Origin of the sequence: Acidovorax sp. 100 (assembly GCF_003688355.1) — a bacterium.
GTDB lineage: Bacteria > Pseudomonadota > Gammaproteobacteria > Burkholderiales > Burkholderiaceae_C > Acidovorax > Acidovorax delafieldii.
The window spans coordinates 2,969,579-2,991,101 of the sequence record NZ_REFD01000001.1 but is presented as its reverse complement, the minus strand read 5'-3'; the positions used below and the strand labels follow the sequence as shown (position 1 = coordinate 2,991,101).

Here is a 21,523-nt window from a genome sequence, read left to right as displayed (position 1 = left end):
GGGCCTGGCCCGACCATGTCCGTATGCGGTCAGGACAAATGGGCCAGCGGATGGGCGTGTGCGGGCCAGGGGCTGGCAAAGAACGGTGCCACCATCTCCAGCGTCACATCTTCAATGCGGCCTGGATTCCACTGAGGCGCATGGTCCTTGTCCACGGCCAGGGCGCGGATGCCTTCCACGGTCTCACTCTGTCCTGGGCGCAGGAAAAAGCAGTGGCGCACCATATCGCGCTCCATGCGCAGGTCGTCGGCCAGGCCCATCGCACGGGCGCGGCGAATCTGCTCCAGCACCACATGCAGCATCAGTGGCGAACGCTTGCGCAGCGTGGCGGCCGTGGTGCGTGCCCAGTCGCTGTCGGCGGCCTCGAGTGCCCGCACGATCTCGCCAACGGTCGGTAGCGCAAAATATTGGTCAATATCAGCCAGAGCGCCAGTACCGCTTGCCTGAGATGCTACAAATTGAGAAGCAACATAGGCCTTGATGGCCGCGCCATCCGCAAAGTTTTTGGTGGCCAAAGCATCCCACACCGCGGCCTGCCGGTCTGACGGCAGGCAGCCATCGGCCAGCAGGTAGGCAATGGCATCTCCCGCGCCGATGGTGTCGCCAGTCAGTGCCAGCCACTCGCCCACGCGGCCCGGGCAGCGGCTTAAGAAGTAACCCCCGCCCACGTCCGGGAACAGGCCAATCGCCGTCTCGGGCATGGCCATCTTGGTGCGCTCGGTTACTACGCGCAGGGCGGCGCCCTGGCTGATGCCCATGCCGCCCCCCATCACGATGCCATCCATGAAGGCGATGTAGGGCTTGGCGTAGTTGTGGATCAGGTGGTTGAGCGCGTATTCCTCGGTGAAGAAGTCCTCGATCAGCGGGTTGCCCTGGCTACCCGCCTGGTGCAGAAAGCGGATATCTCCCCCTGCGCAGAAAGCACCAAACGGGCCTTCCTTGTTGCTGCCACGGATGGCCACGGCCAGCACCCGCGCATCGTTCTGCCATGCCAGCAGAATGCCCATCAGGTCACGCACCATACCCAGCGACAAGGCATTGAGCGCACGCGGGCGGTTCAGGGTAATGAAGCCCACCTGGCCACGCACTTCGCTCAACACTTCAGACACGACCGTCTCCGTCATTTTTGTTCCTTCCAACCCAACAGTTCATTGAAAACCAGCGCACCAATCACCAGTGCGCCCCCCGTCAGCACCGCCGTGCCAGGCTTTTCGCCCGCGCCCAGCCATGCCAGCAAGATGCCAAAGATCACTTCAAGCAGCCCGAGCAGCGCCATCTCGGGCGCCTTGAGCACGCGCCCGCAGCGCACGGCTAGCACACAAGGGATGGCCAATTGCACCACGCCCAGCAAGGCCAGCAGGCCCAGGTCGTGGGCCGACGCCTGAAAAGGCAGCGCCAGTGGCAGCGTGGCCACCACCGAAATCACTGCGCCGACCAATACCGCAGGCACAAGGTCCACCGCATGGCCATGGCGCTGCGAATGTTGTACCACCGTCCAGTTAATGGCGGCAGCCACAGGCACACACAGCGCCACCAGCGTGCCCGCCAGAGGGAGGCCCGCCATCTGCGAACCATACATCCACGCAATACCCAGCCCCGCCACGGCAATCGCAGCCCAGGTGCGCGGGGCGATGTGATGGCCGATGAACACCCTTGCAAACAGCGCTGTGAGCAGCGGCCCCACGGCCATCGTGACCAGCACATTGGCCACCGGCATGAGAACCAGCGCCACCATGAACGCCGTGAACATCACGCTCCAGCACACGCCAGAGATCCACAACGCACGGCCACTGTGGCGCATGGAGGCAAACACCGCCCTGCCCTGCAGCGCGGGCAAGATGACCAGCAGCGACAGCAACGTGAAAAAGCTGCGCCAGAAGGTCACTTCAAAACTTGCCGCATGCTCCAGGTGGCGGGTGACCACGCCGGCGATGGACCACATCAGGGTCACCGCCACCATCAGCAGCACCGCCCGGGTATGGGTGAGTTTCAACATGGTTTGTGCAGGGTTCAGACGGAAAAAAGGCCACTGCGTGGCAGTGGCCCTTTCGGAAACGCTGAGCTTATCAAGAACGGGAGGCGCGCTTGCGCTCGTTTTCGGTCAGATAGCGCTTGCGCAGGCGCACGGACTTGGGCGTGATTTCGACCAGTTCGTCGTCCTCGATGAACTCCACGCCGTATTCGAGCGTGAGGTCGATCGGGGGCGTGATCTTGATCGCGTCTTCCTTGCCGGACACGCGGAAGTTGGTCAGTTGCTTGGTACGTGTGGCGTTCACCACCAGGTCGTTATCACGGCTGTGGATGCCGACGATCATGCCTTCATACACAGGGTCGTTGGCCTTCACGAACATGCGACCACGGTCGTCCAGCTTGCCCAGCGCGTAGGTAAAGATTTCACCGTCGTCCATGGAGATCAGCACGCCGTTTTTGCGGCCGCCGATGTCGCCCTTGTGCGGCTCGTAGCTGTCGAAGATGTTGCTGATGAGGCCGGAGCCGCGCGTCAGGTTCAGGAATTCGTTGGTAAAACCGATCAGGCCACGGGCCGGGATGCGGTACTCCAGGCGAACGCGGCCACGGCCGTCGGACTCCATGTTCACCAGCTCGCCCTTGCGCTCGCCCAGGGCCTGCATCACGCCGCCCTGGTGGCCTTCTTCGATGTCGGCCGTCACCAGCTCGATAGGCTCGTGCTTGACACCGTCGATGTCCTTGAACACCACGCGGGGCTTGGACACGGCCAGCTCGTAACCTTCGCGGCGCATGTTTTCCAAGAGGATGGTCAGGTGCAATTCACCACGGCCCATCACTTCGAAGATGCCTTCTTCGTCGGTTTCGTTCACGCGCAGGGCCACGTTGTGCTGCAGTTCCTTTTGCAGGCGGTCCCAGATCTGGCGGCTGGTCACGAACTTGCCTTCGCGGCCAGCCAGCGGGCTGGTGTTCACGCAGAAGTTCATGGTCAGCGTGGGCTCATCCACCTTCAGCATGGGCAGCGGCGCGGGGTTGGCGGGGTCGGTCACGGTCACGCCGATACCGATGTCTTCAATGCCGTTGATCAGCACGATGTCGCCAGGGCCCGCCAAGGGGGTCTGCATGCGATCGAGGCCCTGGAATGTCAGCACCTGGTTCACACGGCCCTTCACGGCCTTGCCATCAGGGCCTTCCATGACGATCACGTCCTGCATGGGCTTCAGGGTACCCTGGCTGATGCGGCCCACGCCGATGCGGCCCACGAAGCTGGAGAAGTCCAGCGCAGAGATCTGCAGCTGCAGCGGCGCATTGGCATCGCCCGTGTTGGGCGGAACGTGCGAGAGGATGGTGTCGAACAGGGCCGACATGTCGGGGCCCCACTGCTCACCGGGCGCGCCTTCTTCCAGCGATGACCAGCCGTTGATGCCCGAGGCGTACACCACGGGGAAATCGAGCTGTTCATCGGTAGCACCGAGCTTGTCGAACAGGTCGAACGCGGCGTTCACCACCTTGTCGGGGTTGGCACCGGGCTTGTCCACCTTGTTCACCACCAGGATGGGGCGCAGGCCCAGCGCCAGGGCCTTCTTGGTCACGAAACGCGTCTGGGGCATGGGGCCTTCTTGCGCATCGATCAGCAGCACCACGCTGTCCACCATGGACAGCGCACGTTCCACTTCGCCACCGAAGTCCGCGTGGCCGGGGGTGTCCACGATGTTGATGTGCGTGCCCTTCCAGCTCACGGCGCAGTTCTTGGCCAGGATGGTGATGCCGCGTTCCTTTTCGATCGCGTTGTTGTCCATCACGGTATCGACGACCTTTTCGTGGTCGGCGAAGGTGCCGGACTGGCGCAGCAGCTGGTCCACCATGGTGGTTTTGCCATGGTCAACGTGGGCAATGATGGCGATATTGCGGATTTGTTTAGTCATAGTTTTTCCAATATGCCGCTGTGCGCCATGGACGCGGAATGCGGCGTGCTTTCCAAAATTTGTTGAATTTCCAGCGGACTCAGGAGCCTGTCCGGCACCAGCTCCCCGCCCACGATGTGGCCCACCCCCAGCAGCGCCGGGGGATTCTCGCCAAACACCGCCACGGCACTGGCATCGGGCCAGTTGCCACGGCGACGCACGCCCGACAGGAATCGGGCTGCATTCTCACCGTCCAGCGTGACACGCATGTGTTGTGCCAGCAGTGACTCGGGCGCTTCCAGACTGGCCAGGCGTTCTGCCTCGGGCATGGCCTCCAGCTGGGCCAGCGTGACACAGCGCTCCACACCAATGCCCCCAGTGTCGATGCGGCGCAAGAAGGTCAGGTGAGCCCCGCAGCCCAACGCCGCACCAATGTCTTCACCCAACGTACGGATGTAGGTGCCCTTGCTGCAGGTCACTATCATTTTAATAGCTGCCTGCGCTTGATCCGTCTGCACCAGCGTCAGCTTGAGGGCATGAATGATCACGTCCCGTGCTTCGCGCTCCACCGTGACACCGGCGCGTGCATATTCGTACAGCGCCTTGCCGTCCTTCTTGAGCGCGCTGTGCATCGGCGGCACCTGGCGGATGGGACCCGTGAACTGTTGCTGCACAGCCGCCAGGCGCTCTGGCGTGAGTTGGGCAGCATCTACGTCGCAGCGTTGCACCAGGTCCCCTTCGGCATCGCCGGTGGTCGTGGTGGCGCCGAGCAGCGCAATCGCCTCGTAGGTCTTGGCGGCATCCAGCTGCAGCTGGCTGAACTTGGTGGCGGCGCCGAAACACAGAGGCAACACGCCCGTGGCGAGCGGATCCAGCGTGCCCGTATGGCCCGCTTTCTCGGCGCGCAGCAGCCATTTCGCCTTTTGCAAGGCGTCATTGCTCGAAAGGCCGAGCGGTTTGTCGAGCAGCAACACCCCATGCACAGGGCGCCGCTGCACCCTGGTGCGTGGCGCGTGCATGGACTAATCCTCTTTGGCGCGCGAAGACACCGCCTTGGCGATCAAGGCGTTCATGTCGGCCGCACGCTCGGAGGTGCGGTCGAACACGAAGTGCAGCGTAGGCACGGTGTGGATGTGCAGGCGCTTGAACAAGCCATTGCGCAGGAATCCAGCCGCCTGGTTGAGCGCCGCCTGCGTTTCCACAGGGTCGCCCGTCAACAGACTGAAGAACACCTTGGCATGGGCGTAGTCGGGAGTCACCTCCACGCCCTGCAGCGTCACCATGCCCACGCGCGGGTCTTTCAACTCGCGCGCGATCAGCTCCGTCAGATCACGCTGGATCTGGTCGGCCACCTTGAAGGCGCGGTTGGGGGTGGAAGATTTCTTCGCAGCCATATCGTCGTCACCGAGGCTTTACAGCGTCCGGGCGATTTCCTTGATGTCAAAGAACTCGAGTTGATCGCCTTCCTTGATGTCGTTGTAGTTCTTGAGCTTGATACCGCACTCAAAGCCTTCCTTGACATCCTTGACATCGTCCTTGAGGCGCTTGATCGAGTCGACTTCGCCGGTGTAGACCACCACGTTGTCGCGCAGCAGACGGAACTTGGCGTTGCGATGGACCATGCCGGACGTGATGTACGAACCCGCCACAGTACCGATCTTGGAGGCCACGAACACGGTGCGGATCTCGGCCGTACCAATGACTTCTTCGCGCTGCTCGGGAGCCAGCATGCCGGACATCGCCACACGCAACTCGTCCACAGCGTCGTAAATGATGCTGTAGTAATGCAGGTCCACGCCATTGCCTTCGGCCAGCTTGCGCGCACCGGCATCGGCACGCACGTTGAAGCCGATCACGATGGCCTTGGAGGCGATCGCCAGGTTGATGTCGGACTCGCTGATGGCGCCCACAGCGGCGTACACCAGTTGCACCTTGACCTCGTCGGTCGAGAGCTTGAGCAGCGACTGGGCCAGCGCTTCCTGCGAGCCTTGCACGTCGGCCTTGACGATGATGGGCAGGGTCTTGACCTCACCCGCCGTCATGTCGGCGAACATGTTTTCCAGCTTGGCGGCTTGCTGCTTGGCCAGCTTGGTGTTGCGGAACTTGCCTGCACGGTACGTCGCGATCTCACGGGCACGGCGCTCGTCCGTCAACACCATGAATTCGTCACCCGCCTGCGGCACTTCTGTCAGACCCTGGATTTCGACAGGAATCGATGGACCAGCCGTCTTGGCGACCTTGCCGTTTTCGTCCAGCATGGCGCGCACGCGGCCATAGGTCTGGCCAGCCAGCACCACATCACCCACCTTCAGCGTACCGGACTGCACCAGCACCGTGGCCACAGGGCCGCGGCCCTTGTCCAGCTGGGCTTCGATCACGAGACCCTTGGCCAGCGAATCCACCGGCGCCTTGAGTTCCAGCACTTCGGCCTGCAGCAGCACTTGCTCCAGCAGGGTGTCGATGCCCATGCCGGTCTTGGAGGACACGGGCACAAAGGGCGAATCGCCACCGTATTCTTCAGGCACCACCTCTTCGACCACCAGCTCCTGCTTGACGCGGTCGGGGTTGGCATCAGGCTTGTCAGCCTTGGTGATGGCCACCACGATCGGAACACCCGCCGCCTTGGCGTGCTTGATGGCTTCCTTGGTCTGGGGCATGACGCCGTCATCGGCGGCCACTACCAGAATCACGATGTCGGTGGCCTGTGCACCACGGGCACGCATGGCCGTGAAAGCCTCGTGACCCGGGGTGTCGAGGAACGACACCATGCCGCGTGGCGTTTCCACGTGGTAGGCACCAATGTGCTGGGTAATGCCACCGGCTTCACCCGCAGCCACCTTGGCGCGGCGGATGTAATCCAGCAGCGAGGTCTTGCCATGGTCCACGTGACCCATCACGGTCACGACCGGAGCGCGCGGCAACAGTTCTGCGTTTTGCTGGCCTGCATCTTCGTCGGTAAAGGCTTCCGGGTCGTCCAGCGCAGCCACGACGGCCTTGTGGCCCAGCTCTTCCACCACGATCATGGCCGTGTCCTGGTCCAGCGGCTGGTTGATGGTGACCATCTGGCCCATCTTCATCAGCGCCTTGATGACCTCGTTGGCCTTGATGGACATCTTGTGCGCCAGTTCAGCCACGGTAATGGTCTCGGGCACATGCACTTCGATGATGCGTGCTTCGACCGGTGCGGCCTGCTGGTGATCATCACGGTGGTCGCGGTTGTCGCCACGGCGGCCACGCGGGCCACCACGCCAGTTGTTGCGACCGACACCGCCGCTGCTGTCGCCGCGGGTCTTGATTTCTTTTTTCTTGGCCGTGTCATTGGCCCAGCTGGAGGACAGCTTGGCTGACTTCACTTCCTTGCCAGCGCCAGGCGCACCCGCGCCCGCTCCAGCAGCAGCGGGAGCACCGGCGCGCGCCACGCCAGTGCCAACTGCCGGCTTGTGCAAAGTACCCTTCTTGGCGTCGCCCACGGCAGCAGGCTTGGCCACTGGCTTGGGTTCCTCGGGCTTCTTGGCGACCATGACCGCCTTCTTGGGCGTGGCCATCATGGAGCGAATGGCGGCAGCTTCTGCCTCGGCCTTGCGGCGACGTGCATCCAGGTCGGCCGCACGGGCGGCCTCTTCGTCAGAGCGGGCCTTGGATTCGGCAGCAGCCTTTTCGCGGGCTTCGTTCTGTGCTGCCGTGCGTGCAGCGGCTTCGGCAGCCTGCTCGCGGGTGGCTTCCTGCTTGACGGCAGAAGCCTGGGCCTTCTTCTCAGCTTCCTGAGCAGCGTAGGCGGCAGCACGCTCTTCGGCTTCGCGCTCGCGCTTTTCGCGGGCTTCGCGCTCGGCGCGCTTTTCGGCCAATTCCGCCTCCTGGCGGCGGATCAGCTCGGCCTGGCGGCGGGCTTCTTCCTCGCGGCGGGACAGCTCAAGGTCTTCACTCGACACAGCGGGTTCTTCCACCGCCGCGGGTGCGTGCGACTCTGCAGCAGCCTCTGCACCTTCGTCGCGCTGAATGAACGTGCGCTTCTTGCGCACTTCCACCTGGATGGTACGGGCCTTGCCCGTAGCGTCCGCCTGCTTGATTTCGCTGGTGGACTTCTTGACCAGCGTGATCTTCTTGCGATCGGCCGAGGCCGTACCGTGGCTGGCCTGCAGATAAGCAAGCAGCTTTTGCTTGTCCGACTCGGTCAACGCGTCAGAAGGAGCAGCCTTGCCCACGCCGGCAGCCTTGAGCTGGTCGAGCAGGGTTTCAGGCGATTTTTTGAGTTCGGTAGCGAACTCGGCGACAGTGTTACTGGACATATGTGGTTCGTGCCTCCCTGACCTTTACTCTTGCCCCGCGAACCAGTGTTCGCGCGCCTTCATGATCAAGGCTTTGGCTTCCTCTTCAGACTGTCCGGTCAGGTCGGTCAGTTCATCAATGGCCAGATCGGCCAGGTCGTCACGTGTGTGCACACCGCCTTCGGCCAATTTGGCAATCAGCTCAGGGGTGAGGCCTTCGAGGTCGCGCAGGTCCTGGGAGACCTCTTCCACGCTTTCCTCACGGGCAATTTCCATGGTGAGCAGCGCGTCCTTGGCACGGGCCCGCAGCTCGTTGACGGTGTCTTCATCGAAGCTTTCGATCTCCAGCATTTCCTGCAGGGGAACGTAGGCCACTTCTTCGAGGCTGTTGAAGCCTTCGGAGATCAGGATGTCGGCGATTTCCTCGTCCACATCGAGCTTTTCCATGAACAGCTTGCGGGCCGTATCGGTCTCGTTGGCCTGCTTTTGCGCGCTTTCGGCGGCGTCCATGATGTTGATCTTCCAGCCGGTTAGGTCGGACGCCAAGCGCACATTCTGACCACCACGGCCGATGGCGATGGCGAGGTTTTCCTCGTCCACGACCACATCCATGGCGTGCTTTTCTTCATCGACCACGATGGAGGACACGTTGGCCGGAGCCAGCGCGCCAATCACGAACTGTGCGGGGTCTTCGGACCACAGCACGATGTCCACGCGCTCGCCAGCAAGCTCGTTGGTCACCGCGTTCACACGGGTGCCACGCACGCCGACGCAGGTGCCGATGGGGTCCACGCGCTTGTCATGGGACAGCACGGCGATCTTGGCACGCGAGCCGGGGTCACGGGCGCAGGATTTGATCTCCAGCAGGCCTTGCTCGATCTCGGGCACTTCCTGGCGGAAGAGTTCGATCATGAACTCAGGCGCCGAACGCGACAGGATGATGGGAGCGCCGCGCAGCGTCAGGTCCACTTCCATGATCATGGCCCGCACGCGGTCGCCGCTGCGCAGGTTTTCCTTGGGGATCATTTCGCTGCGGCGCAGACGGCCTTCCACGCGGCCGGACTCGACAATGATGTCGCCCTTGTCCATGCGCTTGACGGTGCCGGTGAAGATCTTCTCGCCGCGCGACATGAAGTCGTTGAGCAACATTTCGCGTTCAGCGTCGCGGATCTTCTGCAAGATGACCTGCTTGGCAGCCATGGCGCCGATGCGACCGATGGGCACCGACTCGACACCCTCTTCGATGTACTCGCCGACTTCGATGTCTGGGATGCGATCCTTCGCATCCATCAGCAGCTCTTCGGCTTCGGGGTTTTGCAGGCCCGCATCGTCGGGCACCACCAGCCAGCGACGGAAAGTCTCGTAGTTGCCGCTGTCGCGATCCACGGACACGCGAATGTCCACCTCGCCCTGGTACAGCTTCTTGGTAGCCTGGGCCAGGGCCGACTCCACGGCGCCCAAGACCACATCACGCTCCACGTTCTTTTCGCGCGAAATGGCCTCAACCAACATCAACAATTCGCGATTCATGCGACGACTCTCCTGTTTTCAATCACCCGAGGGCAAGGCAACGCACTGCAGCCACCCACCCCACAATTTTCAGCAGCAAATCAGGCAGGTGCAGCCCCGGCCTTGCCTGCGCGCCCCTTGAAGTCCACGATGGGCGCAAGGCGCACATCCCGGCATTCGTCCAAGGTGAAGCCCATCGCCTGCAACGGGGCAGGCACGCGTTTCTTGCTGACTCTTTGTCCTGGCTTGACCGGCGGCTCGTCGCTCCAGACGATCTGCCAGCCTCCGGCCTCGGCCCGCTCCAGCGTGCCGCGAAATTTCTTGCGGGTGGCGTTGACCTGGCCTCCCGCTGCTGCGGCGCCGATGGGCGCCTTCAGGGTGATGTCGATGACAGAGCCTTCAAAGCGCACGAAGTCTTGCTCGTGGCGCAAGGGCCGGTCGATACCAGGAGATGACACTTCGAGGCGCTTGTACTCGACGCCATCGACCTCCAGCGCAAACTGCAGCTGACGGGTGACCTTCTCGCAATCCTCGACCGTCACGAACTGCTCGATCACGGGCTGGGGCGCATCAGCGGCCGGCTGCACCCAAGGCAAGTCGATGGTGACGCGCAACAGGCCGCCGGCAGAGCGCTCGATCTCCACCAGGTCATATCCCAGTCCCGTCACAATTTGTTCAACGACTTGCTGCAATGCCACGTGTTCAGTTCAATCCCGGATAAACCACACAACTTGCGCCAATCAGGACCAGGCCACCAGCCCGCCCACCGGGAGCACTGTTTGTGCCCCCTCATTTGCGCAAATCCAAAACAAAAAACCCGATAACCCCCGGAGACTCTTCCCCGACAGCTTCGAGCTCCAAAAGCGTTCGACCAAAAAAAACGGGCGGTTGGTACCCGCCCGTTTGGTCGTGAGATTCGTATTGTAGCGTGCAAAGTGTTGATTTGCAAAGGCGCAGACAGGGAAAACTGTTGTCAACACGCTCAGGCAGGACGCCCAAGCCAGCGTCCATGCGGCCTTCCGGGCGGGGCCCTGACTCAATGGCACCACGCGCTTGTCCAACCTGCACCAGCAGCTATGACAGTGATAGCGGCTGCAGCAGTTCTGCCAGATCGTTTTCGGTGAAGAGCGGCTCCTTGCGGGCAGCAGCTCCGCTGTACAGGCTGCCCGCCAGCTGCGCCTTGCGCTCCTGCAGGGCCAGGATGCGCTCCTCGATCGTCCCCTGCGCCACCAGCTTGATCACCCACACGCTTTGCGTCTGACCCATGCGGTGCGCACGGTCGGTGGCCTGGTTTTCCACCGCCGGGTTCCACCAGGGGTCGAAATGGATCACCGTGTCGGCCTGCGGCAGGTTCAGCCCCACCCCGCCCGCCTTGAGGCTGATGAGAAACAAAGGCACTTGACCGCTGGTGAACTGCTCGATGATCGCGTCGCGCCTTTGGCTCTGCCCCGTGAGCTTGACCCAGGGCAGGTCGCGCTTTTTCAGCTCGGTCTCTATCAGCCTGAGCATGCTGGTGAACTGCGAGAACAGCAAAATGCGCCGCCCCTCGGCCAACATTTCGGGCAGCAGCGTCATCAAATGGTCCAGCTTGGCCGAGGTCTCCACGGCCTTGGCTGCGTCCAGCGGCACCAGCTGCGGGTGGCAGCACACCTGCCGCAGCTTGAGCAGCGCATCCAGGATGGTGATCTGCGATGGCGCCAGCCCCTTGGACTGCAGCGCTTCGCGCACGGTTTTCTCCATGCCCAGGCGGATGGTTTCGTACAGGTCCGCCTGCGCGCCGGTCAGCTCCACAGGCATGACCGATTCGACCTTGGGCGGCAGCTCCCCTGCCACCAGCGCCTTGGTCCGCCGCAGCATGAAGGGGGTGATGCGGGCGCGCAACTGGGCCATGCGCGCACCGTCGCCCTGCTTTTCGATGGGCGTACGAAACACCTCCTTGAAGCGCGTTTGGCTGCCCAGAAAGCCCGGCATCAAGAAGTGGAACAGGCTCCAGACCTCGCCCAGGTGGTTTTCCATGGGCGTACCCGACAAGCACAGCCGGTGGCGCGCCTGCAGTTCGCTGACCACCTGTGCGGCCTGGCTGCTGGCGTTCTTGATGTTCTGGGCCTCGTCCAGCACCACCAGGTGCCACTGGTGCGCCAGCCAGCGGTCTCGGTCGCGTTGCAGCAGCGAATACGGCGCGATGACCAGGTCGTGCTGGGTGACTTCATCGGCCACTTCATGGCGATCCGCGCCATGCAGCACCAGGCACCGCAGGCCCGGGCAAAAGCGAGCGGCCTCGCGCTGCCAGTTGCCCATCAGGCTCACGGGCGCAATGACCAGCGCAGGGCACGTCAGCCGCCCAGCGTCCTTTTCGACCTGGATGTGCGCCAGGGTCTGCAGGGTCTTGCCCAGGCCCATGTCGTCGGCCAGCACACCGGCCAGGCCGTGGGCCCGCAAAAACTGCAGCCAGTTCAGGCCTTGCTGCTGGTAGGGCCGCAGCGTGGCACGCACGCCGGCGGGCAGCGGCACCTCGGGCAAGGCGCTGGCGCCCCGCAGCTGGGCCAGCATGTCGCGCAAGGCACCGGCGCCCTGCCACACCGCGCCCTCGCCCAGCGCAGCACTGGTGCGCAGGGCATCCAGGCGCGAGAGCTTCAGGCGGTCGGCGTTGAAGTCACGCGCGCGGTCGCCCGCGAGATCGAGCAGCGCTGCCATCCAGGGCCGCAGGGTATCTGTCGGCAGGCGCACAAACCCGGCACCGGTCAACGAGGGCATGTAGACATGTCCCGGCAGCTGGGGCAAACCCGTCGCTGGGTCCAGCGGCTGGGCCGCCGCAGCGGCAATCAGATCGGGCAGCCAGGGCAGGATGTTGTGGCGCACACCATTGATCTCCATGCCCAGCGACAGCGCAAACCAGGGCGATGTGGTCGCGTCATCCCCCTCAGGCTGCAGCACCACATCCAGTCGGTCGGCGTGCTGGACCCAGCCATGCAGCGCCGCGTCCAGCGTGACATCAAAACCCGCGTCGCGCAGCCCTGCAAAGCCGTTGTCTGCCCAATGCATCCAGTCATCCTGCGCACGCTCGCCAGGGATGCCGAACAGGCCGTCGTCGGTGGCCAGGAGACCCAGACCTTCCAGACGCTCGACGGCATGGCGCTCAGCCACCGCATCGCGCTGCAGCAGCACCTGGCCGCCGTCGGCACCGGGCACCAGCACCGCCAGCTCCTGCCCAGCCCACCAGCCCACATGGCCCTGGTAGTCAAAACGCAAGTGCGCGGTGATAAGCCCCATTTCAGCCACCTGGTTCGGAGATGACGGAGCCAGATGCAAGCGCGCCACAGGCTTCACCCCCCGCACCTGCGTGAGCGGACCCAGCGCCGGCGGCAACGGCAACACCCCGCCAATGCGGCGCACCACCTCAGCATGGTGTTTTTGCAGCGCCGCAGCACTGAGCGCGGGGGCCTTGAGCAGCATGGCCACCTGGGCCGGGCTCAGGCCCTCGGCGTGCACCGGGCCGCAGACGCCCTGGACTGCGTCCAGGTACAAGGGCGGATGGTTGTCGCACAGGACGGCGGTGTCGCCTGGCAGACTGGCCCGCAGGCCCCAGACGGCCTCGCCGCCTTGCGCGGGCGTAGACGCCTGCCATGCCCACGCGATGGGCAGCGGGTCGCCCCATCGCAAAGGCTCGCCCACGGTGGACCCACCCGCATCCACAAACAGGCGGCCTGTGGCCGCTGCCTGCTCCAGCGCCAGCAAGCCCACCGCACCCTCCAGCACCCCAATGGGCGCGACGCTGTAGGCCGAGTAGTACCCCACGCTGCGGGGCATGGCACGCAGCAGCTGCAGCACCTGGCGGTCGGCATCGCTGGCGCGGTCGTACACCGCCTGGCCGGGCGCGGGCTGGGTGCGGATCTGTTGCGGCTTGGCCCAGCCCCCCGTGAGCTTGGGGTACGACACCACGGCCTCCAGCTGCAACTGCGGCACGCTGGTGCGCGCCCGCCCTACGGTAGAGACAAGATAGAGATAACACTCGGGCCGCCCCGGTCGTGCGACTGGCTCCTGCGGCACAGCACCGCCCAGAGCGCGGTCCCACTCCTGCAGCCAGTGCACCAGCCGCGCCTCGGCCTCGGCGCGCGCCAGGGCCTCTTTGCGCTCCTGCATGGTCTTGAGCGCATCGGCGGCCCGCGTGGACGACGGGCTCTGCGCGGGGTCGCGGTGCGCGGCCTCCAGGGTCAGGGCCACGGCGTGTTTGCAATCTGCCCCCACGGGGCAACTGCAATCGCCCGACCATTGCTTGACCTGACCATTGGGCGCAAGCACCAGTTGCACAGACACTTCGTACGGGTCGGGCGAGCTGCCCTGCACTTCACCCGCCAAGGCCCAGCGGCCCTCGGCCTGTTGCTGGATCCCCACGCGCACCACGTCTGCCTGGCGGTACAGCTCCATGCCCCGCTCCCAGGAGCCCTTGTCGCACTGGGCCTGCAGCGAGTTGAGCGGGAACCAGGGTGAAGGGGGTGTGGACACAGATTTCGAGCAAAAAGTGGCTGTAGCGCTAGTGGATCATGCGCCGTCAGCTATCAAAAAAAGAGCATTCAAGATGTGGGCGATGGTACGGTAGCCACCGCTGCCAGCCCGCAAGACCGCCCGCTAGGCGCGACGTGCTGCGCGCACCCGCTCGAAAACGCTCTGGGCCTCGCCCCCCGCCCCGGCACTGCCGGGCGCTGCCGCCTGCAGGCTGGTCAACAACCGCGTGAGCACTGGCGCCTGCGGCAACAACGGGCCCAGGAACAGGGCCCGCTCGCCGTCGGCAATCAGCAGGGTGGGAAAGGTTTCCACATCCAGGTCCCCGACCAGATCGGATTCGTCTTCGATGTCCACCCATTCAAACCGCACGTCCGGGTGTGCACGGGCCAATTCGTCGAACAAGGGGCGATAAATGCCGCAGGTGCCACACCACGCAGCACACAGGCACACGGCCCACCAGCCGCTGGGCGTGGCGGCACCAGGGCTCGTGGGGGTGGGTTCGGGCAGTGCGGCGGGACTGGACATCAAAAGGGCTCCTGGAGGGCCGCGCTGCAGGGCGGCTGGCGCGGGCCCCGGGCCTGGCGCTACATGCCGCGGCGCTCGCGCGCGCGATAGACCTCGATGGTACCCACACCTGGCGCCTGGTTGCCCCAGCTGTTGCGCACAAACGTGGTCACCGCCGCCGCCTCCTCGTCCGACAAGGTCTGCTGAAACGGCGGCATGCCGTGCGGACGCGGGTTGCCTGCGGTGGCGGGCAGGTAGCCGCCCTGCAGCACCACGCGCACCAGGTTGGTGGGGTCGGCCAGCGTGATGGCACGATTGCCCGCCAGTGCCGGAAACGCGCCGGGTTCGCCCTGCCCCCGGTCGCCATGGCACTGCGCGCACTGCTGCTCGTACACCTTGCCGCCCCGCGCCATCGCGCTGGCCAGGGGGGCGGCCACGGTGGCAGGCGCCTTGCGATCCTGCTGCGGCAGGCCCTGCAGGTACACGGCCATGGCGCGCGCATCGGCGTCGCTCAGGTACTGCGTGCTGCGAAACACCACCTCGGCCATGGGGCCCAGCACCGAGCCCTGCGGGGCCACGCCGGTCTTGAGCAGTGCCACCACGTCGTCGGTGCGCCACTCCTTCACGCCCGCCTCGTGCGCCGCATTGAGTGCGGGGGCATACCAGTTCTGCACCGGGATCAACCCGCCGGTGAAGGCCTTGGCGTCCGACGTTGCGCCCAGCGCATTGCGCGGCGTGTGGCAGGCGGTGCAATGGCCCAGGCCGTTGACCAGATAGGCGCCCCGGTTGTATTCGGCCGTCTGCGCGGGTTCGGCGCTGGGCGCTCCGGGTGCGAAGAACAGCGCACGCCACACGGCCAATGCCGCCTGCGTGTTGTACGGAAAACGCAGCGCATGGGCGCGGTTGGCGTCGGGCGCAGCGGGCACGCTTTGCAGATAGGCAAAGATGGCGTCCGAATCCTCGCGCGTCACCTGCGTGTAGTTGGGGTATGGGAAGGCCGGGTACAGCAGCCGCCCGTCCTTGCTGCGGCCATGGTGCATGGCACGCCAGAACTCGGCCGAGGTCCAGTTGCCAATGCCTTGCACCCTGTCGGGCGTGAGGTTGGAGCTGTGCACCACGCCAAACGGCGTCTCGATGCCGCGCCCGCCTGCAAACGGCGCGCCGCCCTGGGTGGTGTGGCAGGCCATGCAGTTGCCGACGCGGGCCAGGTATTCGCCGCGCTGCACCAGCACCGGTGTGGATTGCAGCGTCTCGACGGTGGGCAGCGGCTCTTCGCCACGCAGGTTCAGGGTGATCAGCACGGCGGCGGCAATGCCGAGCGCCGCCAGCACGGAAGAGAGGGTCCAGAGGATGCGTTTCATCGGTGCATCCCTTCTCAGCGTGCCGCTGCAGCAGCGACGGGAACCTCAGCCACACCGCCGCAGCGCGCCGGCATGGCGGCGGGCAGCGCGCGGGCTGGCTTGCCACCCGCCGCCACGGGCTGGGCGGCCAGCCAGGCCGAGACAGCGCTCACGTCATCGGGCGTGAGCTGGCGGGCAATATCGGCCATGCAGTCGGGCACGTGCGCGCGGCGCTGGCCGGTCTTCCAGGCGCCCAGCTGGCTGTTGAGGTAGTCACGCGGCAGGCCCAGCAGGCCGGGGATGGACGGTGCCACGCCCGTCATGGCCGCACCGTGGCAGGCCACACAGGCGGGAATGCGGCGCGCCGCGTCGCCCTGCTGCACCAGCTGGCGGCCCTGCTCCAGTGCGGCGGCGGGCGCTTGTGGTGCGGGCGGCGGTGGGTACGGCAAGTCGAGCGCGGCAAAGTACTCGGCCATCTCGCGCAGGTAATCGTCCGTCAGGTGCTCGATGAGGTAGCCCATCTGCGGGTAGCTGCGCCGCCCGTCCCGAAAGTTGAGCAGCTGGTTGGCCAGATAGCCCGCCGGCTTGCCCGCAATGCGCGGAAAGTAGCCGTCGGGCGTGGCACGGCCTTCCTTGCCGTGGCAGGCGGTGCAGGCCAGCACGCGTGAAGACATGGAAGACGCGGGCACCGCGGCCGCAGCGGATGCAGTGGCCACCGGGGTTGCAGAGGTGGTGCTGGCAGGCACCGTCTGGGCCACAGCGCCAGCGCTCCAGGCCAGCGCCAACAGGGCAGTGGCCGCAGGCAGGCTGAGAACGGGGCGCAGCAAGCTGCGCAGGCAATCGGTCATGAGGATCTTTTTGTCCGGGAAAGAAACGGTTGGGCGGCCCACAGCGGCCAAACACGCAAGGCGTGCGCCCACACAGTCCGCCACTCTACGCCCGCCCCCAAAAACAGTACAGATTCAGTTTCGAGTTAAAAATACAGATCAGTTTGCCCTGCATCAACCCCGCCCTGCCCATGAAGCGCTACGAACGCCACGCCGACGCCATTGCCCAGCTCATCCACAGCGGCGCCCTGCGTCCCGGCGACCGCGTGCCCTCGGTGCGCGAGGCCAGCCGCACACGGGGCATCAGCCCGTCCACCGTGTTCGAGGCGTATTACCTGCTGGAGGCCCAGGGCCTGATCCATGCGCGCCCGCGCTCGGGCTACTACGTCAGCGCCCGGCTACCGGGTACGGCCGAGGTTCGCCCCGGGGAGCCCCAGCCCTCGCAGCCCGCCGCCACCTCCACCGGCGTGGCCATCAGCGACCTGGTGTTCGAGGTGCTGGGCCTGGCGCGCGACCGCGACCTGGTACCGCTGGGCTCGGCCTTTCCAGGGCTGGAGCTGTTTCCACTGGAGCGCCTGGCGCGCTGCCTGGGCAGCGGCATGCGCAAGCTCGACCCTTGGACCATCGTGCAAAGCCTGCCGCCCGGCGACGAACGCCTGCGCCAGCAGATTGCCCTACGCTACGGCGTGCACGGCATGGCGGTGGATATGGAAGAAATCATCATCACCAACGGCGCCATGGAGGCGCTCAACCTCTGCCTGGAGGCCGTCACCCAGCCCGGTGACGTGGTGGTGGTCGAATCGCCCACCTTCTACGCCGCGTTGCAGGCCCTGGAGCGGCTGAACCTGCAGGCGCTGGAAATCGCCACCCACCCGCGCGATGGCATCGACCTGGCAGCGTTGGCGCAAGCACTGGAGCGGCAAACACCCTGCCAGCCCATCAAGGCCTGCTGGCTCATGCCCAGCTTTCAGAACCCGCTGGGCAGCCTGATGCCCGAGGACAAGAAGCGCGAGCTGGTCGCCCTGCTGGCGCGCCACGGCGTGCCGCTGATCGAGGACGACGTGTATGGCGAGCTGCACTTTGGCCCCCAGCGCCCGCCACCAGCCAAGGCGTTTGATACCGAGGGGCTGGTGATGCACTCCAGCTCATTCAGCAAAAGCCTGGCGCCCGGCTACCGGGTGGGCTGGGTGGCGGCGGGCCGCCAGGCCAAGGCGGTGCAGCGGCTCAAGCTGATGACCACGCTATCGGCTGCCACGCCGTCACAGCAGGCGCTGTCTGAATACCTGGCCCAGGGCGGCTACGACCGGCACCTGCGCCAGCTGCGCCGCAGCCTGGCCGAGCAGCAAGCGATGGCCCTGGCGGCCGTAGCGCAGCACTTCCCACCCGGCACCCGCGTATCGCGGCCTGAGGGTGGGTACTTCTTGTGGGTGGAGCTGCCGCCTGAAGTGAACGCGCTGGAACTGCACCGACTGGCACTGCAGCAGGGCATCAGCCTCGCGCCTGGGCAGATCTTCTCGGCCGACCAGCGGTTTGCGCACTGCGTACGCATCAACTACGGGCATCCAGCGCACGGGCGGCTGGAACCAGCACTGCGCACCGTGGGCCAACTGGCCACGGGCTTAGCGACCGCAGTGACAGAGAGGCCGGCGCGGCCAAAAATGCTATCAAAACACTAGCCACAAAGACATACCGGCCTAGCGCACAGGCCGATTTTTATCAAAACCCTGACCCCAAACCCGGCGCGCAGCCCCCTCGCCCGACCACACTGCATCGCACAACCCAACACACGCTGCGCCTGCCTTGCACCAGGCTGACATCCCACGCACCGCGTTGGAAAAGCCCAACCTCGGGTTCTCCCGCAGCAGGCACGGCGCTTGCAGCGGCATACTGGCGCCCGCCCGTACCCTGGGCAGTGCACCACGGCGGACCACCCGCCCCGCCCTCCAACCCCAACGCCCAGCACCATGGCCGCACCCCAGCATGTTCCGTTTGTGACGGTGGAAGACGAAGACGACTGGGTGATTTCGTTCGCCCTGGGCCCCCGAGGGACCGACCGCCTCACCCTCGTGCGCACCCCCCACCTTGAATTCATGCTGCGGCCCGAGCAACGCGGCGTGTCGGTGGGTGCCGAGGCAGGCCAGCGCCCCGCCCTGCTGGTCGCGGTGCAATGGGGCCACAAATGTGTGGACGTAGTGTCCACCGCCAAGCGCTACAGCCTGGACATCAGCAAGGTGGACAACGCCACCCGCAACGCAGCGCTGCGCGTGCTGGGCAAGATGAACTTTGACCAGCGGTTTCAGCTGGCGGACGGCTACCCCTGATTTCAGAGCCTGTTCAGGTTCTCAGCCGACCTGGAGCCAGGTCAACCCACCGCCGTCCACTTCTGCTCACTGGCAGCAGATGCCAACACCCGCTCGATAAAGTGCACCCCACGCGCCCCGTCTTCCACGCGCGGGTAGTCGGCGTGCAGCCGGTCGGCCGCCGTGCCGGCCTGCCGCGCGCGGATGTCGGCAGCAACACCCAGGTAGACGTTGGCAAAGGCTTCGATGAAGGCCTCGGGGTGGCCCGCAGGAATGCGCCCGGCCTGCAGCGCCGCCGGGCTGAGCCAGGGCGAGCCGCGCGTGAGGATGCGGCGCGGGCCGTCCACGGGGGAGTGGATAAGCTGGTTGGGCTCTTCCTGCCGCCAGGTGATGGTGCCCAGCGTGCCGGACACCTGCAAGCGCAGGTCGTTCTCCAACCCCGCTGCCACCTGCGATGCCACGATGAAGCCGCGTGCGCCGCTGTCGTAGCGCAGCAGCAACTGGGCGTCGTCGTCCAGCTGCCGCCCGGCGCCAAAGGTGGTGAGGTCGGCGCACACCCAGGCGGGGTGCTGTCCGGTGACGGTGGCGGCCAGGTTTTCGGCATGTGATCCGATGTCGCCCAGCGTGCCTGCGCTGCCGCTGCGCGCCGGGTCCAGCCGCCAGTCGGCCTGCTTGTTGGCGCCGCCCTCTTCCACGGCGGTGGCCAGCCAGCCCTGGTTGTATTCGACGGTGATCTTGCGGAGCTGGCCCAGCACACCGCTGCACACCAGGTGGCGCGCCTCACGCACCATGGGGTAGCCGGTGTAGTTGTACGTGACGCCAAACACGGTGCCCGCCTTCTTCACGGCGGCCACCAGCTCGTCGGCCTGCGCGCGGGTGTGCACCAGCGGCTTGTCGCACACCACATGAAAGCCCGCCTGCACAAACGCCAACGCCACCGGGTGGTGCACATGGTTGGGGGTGACGATGCTCACCAGATCGATGCGCTCATGCGCCGGGCGGCGCAGTTCGTCGGCCAGCAGGTCCTGCCAGCTGCCGTGGTTGCGCTCGTCCGCCAGGCCCAGTTCGGCGCCGGATGCGCGCGCCCGCTCGGGCGATGACGAGAGTGCACCCGCCACCAGTTCAAACTGGCCGTCGAGCGCCATGGCCTTGCGGTGCACCGCGCCGATGAAGGCGCCGTGGCCGCCGCCGACCATGGCGTAGCGGAGCTTTCTAGGACTGGACATACGAAACGCCTTTGCTCGCTGTGTGTTGTTGTTTTCGGTTTTGTGGACGGCGTGCGGCTAGGCCTGCTTGTCGCGCGCAAACACGGCGTCGAATGCGCCCGCTGCGGGCTTGAAATCCAGCCGCTTGCAGAACGCCGCGCTCTCGGTGGCGCCGTGCACGCGGTCCATGCGGCTGTCTTCCCACTCCACCGAGAGCGGGCCCTGGTAGCCGATGTCGTTGAGCGCCACGATGATGGATTCGAAATCGATCATCCCGCGCCCCACGCTGCGAAAGTCCCAGTTGCGGCGCGCATCGCCAAAGCTGGTGTGCCCGCCGAAGGTGCCCACCGTGCCGTCGCCCTTGCCCCACCACACGTCCTTCATGTGGGCGTTGTAGATGCGATCGCCAAACTGGCGGATGAACTTGACGTAGTCCACGCCCTGGTAGGCCAGATGGCTCGGGTCGTAGTTGAAGCCGAAGCGCTTGTTGCCGCCTACGGCTGCAATTGCGCGCTCGGCCGAGGCGATGTCGAACGCGATCTCGGTGGGGTGCACTTCGAGCGCAAAGTTGATGTCGTGCTGCTCGAACACATCGAGGATGGGACCGAAGCGCTTCGCAAAATCGGCAAAACCCTTGTCCCAGTACGCCTGCGTGGTGGGCGGAAAGGCATAGATCGAATGCCACACCGACGAACCCGTAAAACCGGTGACCGTCTTCACACCGAACTTGGCCGCTGCACGCGCGGTGTCGGCCAGCTCGGCAGCAGCGCGCTGGCGCACGCACTCGGGCTCGCCATCGCCCCACACATGAGGCGGCAGGATGGACTGGTGGCGCTCGTCGATCAGGTCACACACGGCCTGGCCCACCAAGTGGTTGCCGATGGCAAAACATTGCAGGCCGTGCTGGGCCAGCAGTGCGTGCTTGTCTTTGACGTACTGGGGCGACGACAGCGCCTCCTGCACGTTGAAATGGTCGCCCCAGCAGGCCAGCTCCAGGCCGTCGTAGCCCATGCTTTTGGCCAGGGGCGCGAGTTGCGCCAAAGGCAGGTCGGCCCACTGGCCGGTGAAGAGGGTGACGGGTCTTGGCATGGTGGCTCCAAGGGGCGTGTGGTTGCGGATGTACAAGCGGCAAGCAGCTATCTTTTCAATAGCCGCTTGCGCTTTATGAATAGGCGCTAGCTGCCTATTTGGTTCAAAAAAA

At 65.3% G+C, this 21,523-nt stretch carries 16 protein-coding genes; 2 read left to right on the top strand and 14 right to left on the bottom strand.

Annotated features, from left to right (window positions below; all coding sequences use genetic code 11):
- Nucleotides 1–29 precede the first annotated feature (29 nt).
- The 12 genes from C8C96_RS13795 to C8C96_RS13740 form a co-directional block, all read right to left on the bottom strand.
- A complete protein-coding gene (locus tag C8C96_RS13795; RefSeq protein ID WP_121942678.1) occupies nucleotides 30–1,124 on the bottom strand; it encodes an enoyl-CoA hydratase/isomerase family protein in 1,095 nt (364 codons plus the stop codon).
- On the bottom strand, nucleotides 1,121–1,996 hold the full coding sequence (locus C8C96_RS13790) for a DMT family transporter (RefSeq protein WP_056063881.1): 876 nt from the start codon (nucleotides 1,994–1,996) through the stop codon (nucleotides 1,121–1,123). Before C8C96_RS13790 ends, C8C96_RS13795 begins: the two co-directional genes overlap by 4 nt.
- Before the next feature lie 70 nt (nucleotides 1,997–2,066).
- Nucleotides 2,067–3,890, bottom strand: coding sequence for a translational GTPase TypA (gene typA / locus C8C96_RS13785; RefSeq protein WP_056063883.1), 1,824 nt, complete (start codon nucleotides 3,888–3,890; stop codon nucleotides 2,067–2,069).
- Nucleotides 3,887–4,888 carry a tRNA pseudouridine(55) synthase TruB gene (gene truB, locus C8C96_RS13780; protein ID WP_056746492.1) on the bottom strand — a complete coding sequence of 334 codons (1,002 nt, stop codon included), beginning with the start codon at nucleotides 4,886–4,888 and terminating at the stop codon, nucleotides 3,887–3,889. Before truB ends, typA begins: the two co-directional genes overlap by 4 nt.
- 3 nt (nucleotides 4,889–4,891) lie before the next feature.
- Nucleotides 4,892–5,263, bottom strand: a complete 372-nt coding sequence (gene rbfA, locus C8C96_RS13775) for a 30S ribosome-binding factor RbfA (RefSeq protein ID WP_008904004.1) — start codon at nucleotides 5,261–5,263, stop codon at nucleotides 4,892–4,894.
- Between the two features lie 18 nt (nucleotides 5,264–5,281).
- The gene (infB, locus tag C8C96_RS13770; protein ID WP_056746494.1) at nucleotides 5,282–8,155 is read right to left on the bottom strand and encodes a translation initiation factor IF-2; all 2,874 of its coding nucleotides are present in this window, start codon (nucleotides 8,153–8,155) and stop codon (nucleotides 5,282–5,284) included.
- Between the two features lie 24 nt (nucleotides 8,156–8,179).
- Entirely contained in the window at nucleotides 8,180–9,664 is a 1,485-nt protein-coding gene (nusA, locus tag C8C96_RS13765) for a transcription termination factor NusA (RefSeq protein ID WP_056063891.1), read from the bottom strand.
- An 80-nt stretch (nucleotides 9,665–9,744) separates the two neighbouring features.
- A complete protein-coding gene (gene rimP / locus C8C96_RS13760) occupies nucleotides 9,745–10,341 on the bottom strand; it encodes a ribosome maturation factor RimP (RefSeq protein WP_056063893.1) in 597 nt (198 codons plus the stop codon).
- Nucleotides 10,342–10,717: 376 nt separating this feature from the next.
- Complete coding sequence (locus tag C8C96_RS13755; RefSeq protein ID WP_370107358.1) at nucleotides 10,718–14,146, bottom strand: SNF2-related protein; 3,429 nt, start codon at nucleotides 14,144–14,146, stop codon at nucleotides 10,718–10,720.
- Nucleotides 14,147–14,269: 123 nt separating this feature from the next.
- Entirely contained in the window at nucleotides 14,270–14,671 is a 402-nt protein-coding gene (locus C8C96_RS13750) for a thioredoxin family protein (RefSeq protein WP_121942676.1), read from the bottom strand.
- A gap of 59 nt (nucleotides 14,672–14,730) precedes the next feature.
- On the bottom strand, nucleotides 14,731–16,011 hold the full coding sequence (locus C8C96_RS13745; RefSeq protein ID WP_121942675.1) for a cytochrome c: 1,281 nt from the start codon (nucleotides 16,009–16,011) through the stop codon (nucleotides 14,731–14,733).
- 14 nt (nucleotides 16,012–16,025) lie between these two features.
- Nucleotides 16,026–16,838: a c-type cytochrome gene (locus C8C96_RS13740; protein WP_121942674.1), complete on the bottom strand. Its 813-nt coding sequence runs from the start codon at nucleotides 16,836–16,838 to the stop codon at nucleotides 16,026–16,028.
- A gap of 170 nt (nucleotides 16,839–17,008) precedes the next feature.
- On the opposite strand from C8C96_RS13740, the gene C8C96_RS13735 reads away from it, so the two are divergent.
- Both C8C96_RS13735 and C8C96_RS13730 read left to right on the top strand, forming a co-directional pair.
- Entirely contained in the window at nucleotides 17,009–18,493 is a 1,485-nt protein-coding gene (locus C8C96_RS13735) for a PLP-dependent aminotransferase family protein (RefSeq protein ID WP_121944018.1), read from the top strand.
- A 288-nt stretch (nucleotides 18,494–18,781) separates the two neighbouring features.
- A complete protein-coding gene (locus tag C8C96_RS13730; RefSeq protein ID WP_121942673.1) occupies nucleotides 18,782–19,138 on the top strand; it encodes a hypothetical protein in 357 nt (118 codons plus the stop codon).
- Between the two features lie 41 nt (nucleotides 19,139–19,179).
- On the opposite strand, the gene C8C96_RS13725 is transcribed toward C8C96_RS13730, so the two are convergent.
- Both C8C96_RS13725 and C8C96_RS13720 read right to left on the bottom strand, forming a co-directional pair.
- Nucleotides 19,180–20,343, bottom strand: coding sequence for a Gfo/Idh/MocA family protein (locus C8C96_RS13725; RefSeq protein ID WP_121942672.1), 1,164 nt, complete (start codon nucleotides 20,341–20,343; stop codon nucleotides 19,180–19,182).
- A gap of 57 nt (nucleotides 20,344–20,400) precedes the next feature.
- On the bottom strand, nucleotides 20,401–21,411 hold the full coding sequence (locus C8C96_RS13720; protein ID WP_121944017.1) for a sugar phosphate isomerase/epimerase: 1,011 nt from the start codon (nucleotides 21,409–21,411) through the stop codon (nucleotides 20,401–20,403).
- Nucleotides 21,412–21,523 lie beyond the last annotated feature (112 nt).

What these genes read in the sequence shown, in the direction of transcription:
- C8C96_RS13795 (WP_121942678.1), bottom strand. Translation starts at nt 1,124, where the DNA reads ATGACGGAGACGGTCGTGTCTGAAGTGTTGAGCGAAGTGCGTGGCCAG.
- C8C96_RS13790 (WP_056063881.1), bottom strand. Translation starts at nt 1,996, where the DNA reads ATGTTGAAACTCACCCATACCCGGGCGGTGCTGCTGATGGTGGCGGTG.
- typA (WP_056063883.1), bottom strand. Translation starts at nt 3,890, where the DNA reads ATGACTAAACAAATCCGCAATATCGCCATCATTGCCCACGTTGACCAT.
- truB (WP_056746492.1), bottom strand. Translation starts at nt 4,888, where the DNA reads ATGCACGCGCCACGCACCAGGGTGCAGCGGCGCCCTGTGCATGGGGTG.
- rbfA (WP_008904004.1), bottom strand. Translation starts at nt 5,263, where the DNA reads ATGGCTGCGAAGAAATCTTCCACCCCCAACCGCGCCTTCAAGGTGGCC.
- infB (WP_056746494.1), bottom strand. Translation starts at nt 8,155, where the DNA reads ATGTCCAGTAACACTGTCGCCGAGTTCGCTACCGAACTCAAAAAATCG.
- nusA (WP_056063891.1), bottom strand. Translation starts at nt 9,664, where the DNA reads ATGAATCGCGAATTGTTGATGTTGGTTGAGGCCATTTCGCGCGAAAAG.
- C8C96_RS13750 (WP_121942676.1), bottom strand. Translation starts at nt 14,671, where the DNA reads ATGTCCAGTCCCGCCGCACTGCCCGAACCCACCCCCACGAGCCCTGGT.
- C8C96_RS13745 (WP_121942675.1), bottom strand. Translation starts at nt 16,011, where the DNA reads ATGAAACGCATCCTCTGGACCCTCTCTTCCGTGCTGGCGGCGCTCGGC.
- C8C96_RS13740 (WP_121942674.1), bottom strand. Translation starts at nt 16,838, where the DNA reads ATGACCGATTGCCTGCGCAGCTTGCTGCGCCCCGTTCTCAGCCTGCCT.
- C8C96_RS13735 (WP_121944018.1), top strand. Translation starts at nt 17,009, where the DNA reads ATGAAGCGCTACGAACGCCACGCCGACGCCATTGCCCAGCTCATCCAC.
- C8C96_RS13730 (WP_121942673.1), top strand. Translation starts at nt 18,782, where the DNA reads ATGGCCGCACCCCAGCATGTTCCGTTTGTGACGGTGGAAGACGAAGAC.
- C8C96_RS13725 (WP_121942672.1), bottom strand. Translation starts at nt 20,343, where the DNA reads ATGTCCAGTCCTAGAAAGCTCCGCTACGCCATGGTCGGCGGCGGCCAC.
- C8C96_RS13720 (WP_121944017.1), bottom strand. Translation starts at nt 21,411, where the DNA reads ATGCCAAGACCCGTCACCCTCTTCACCGGCCAGTGGGCCGACCTGCCT.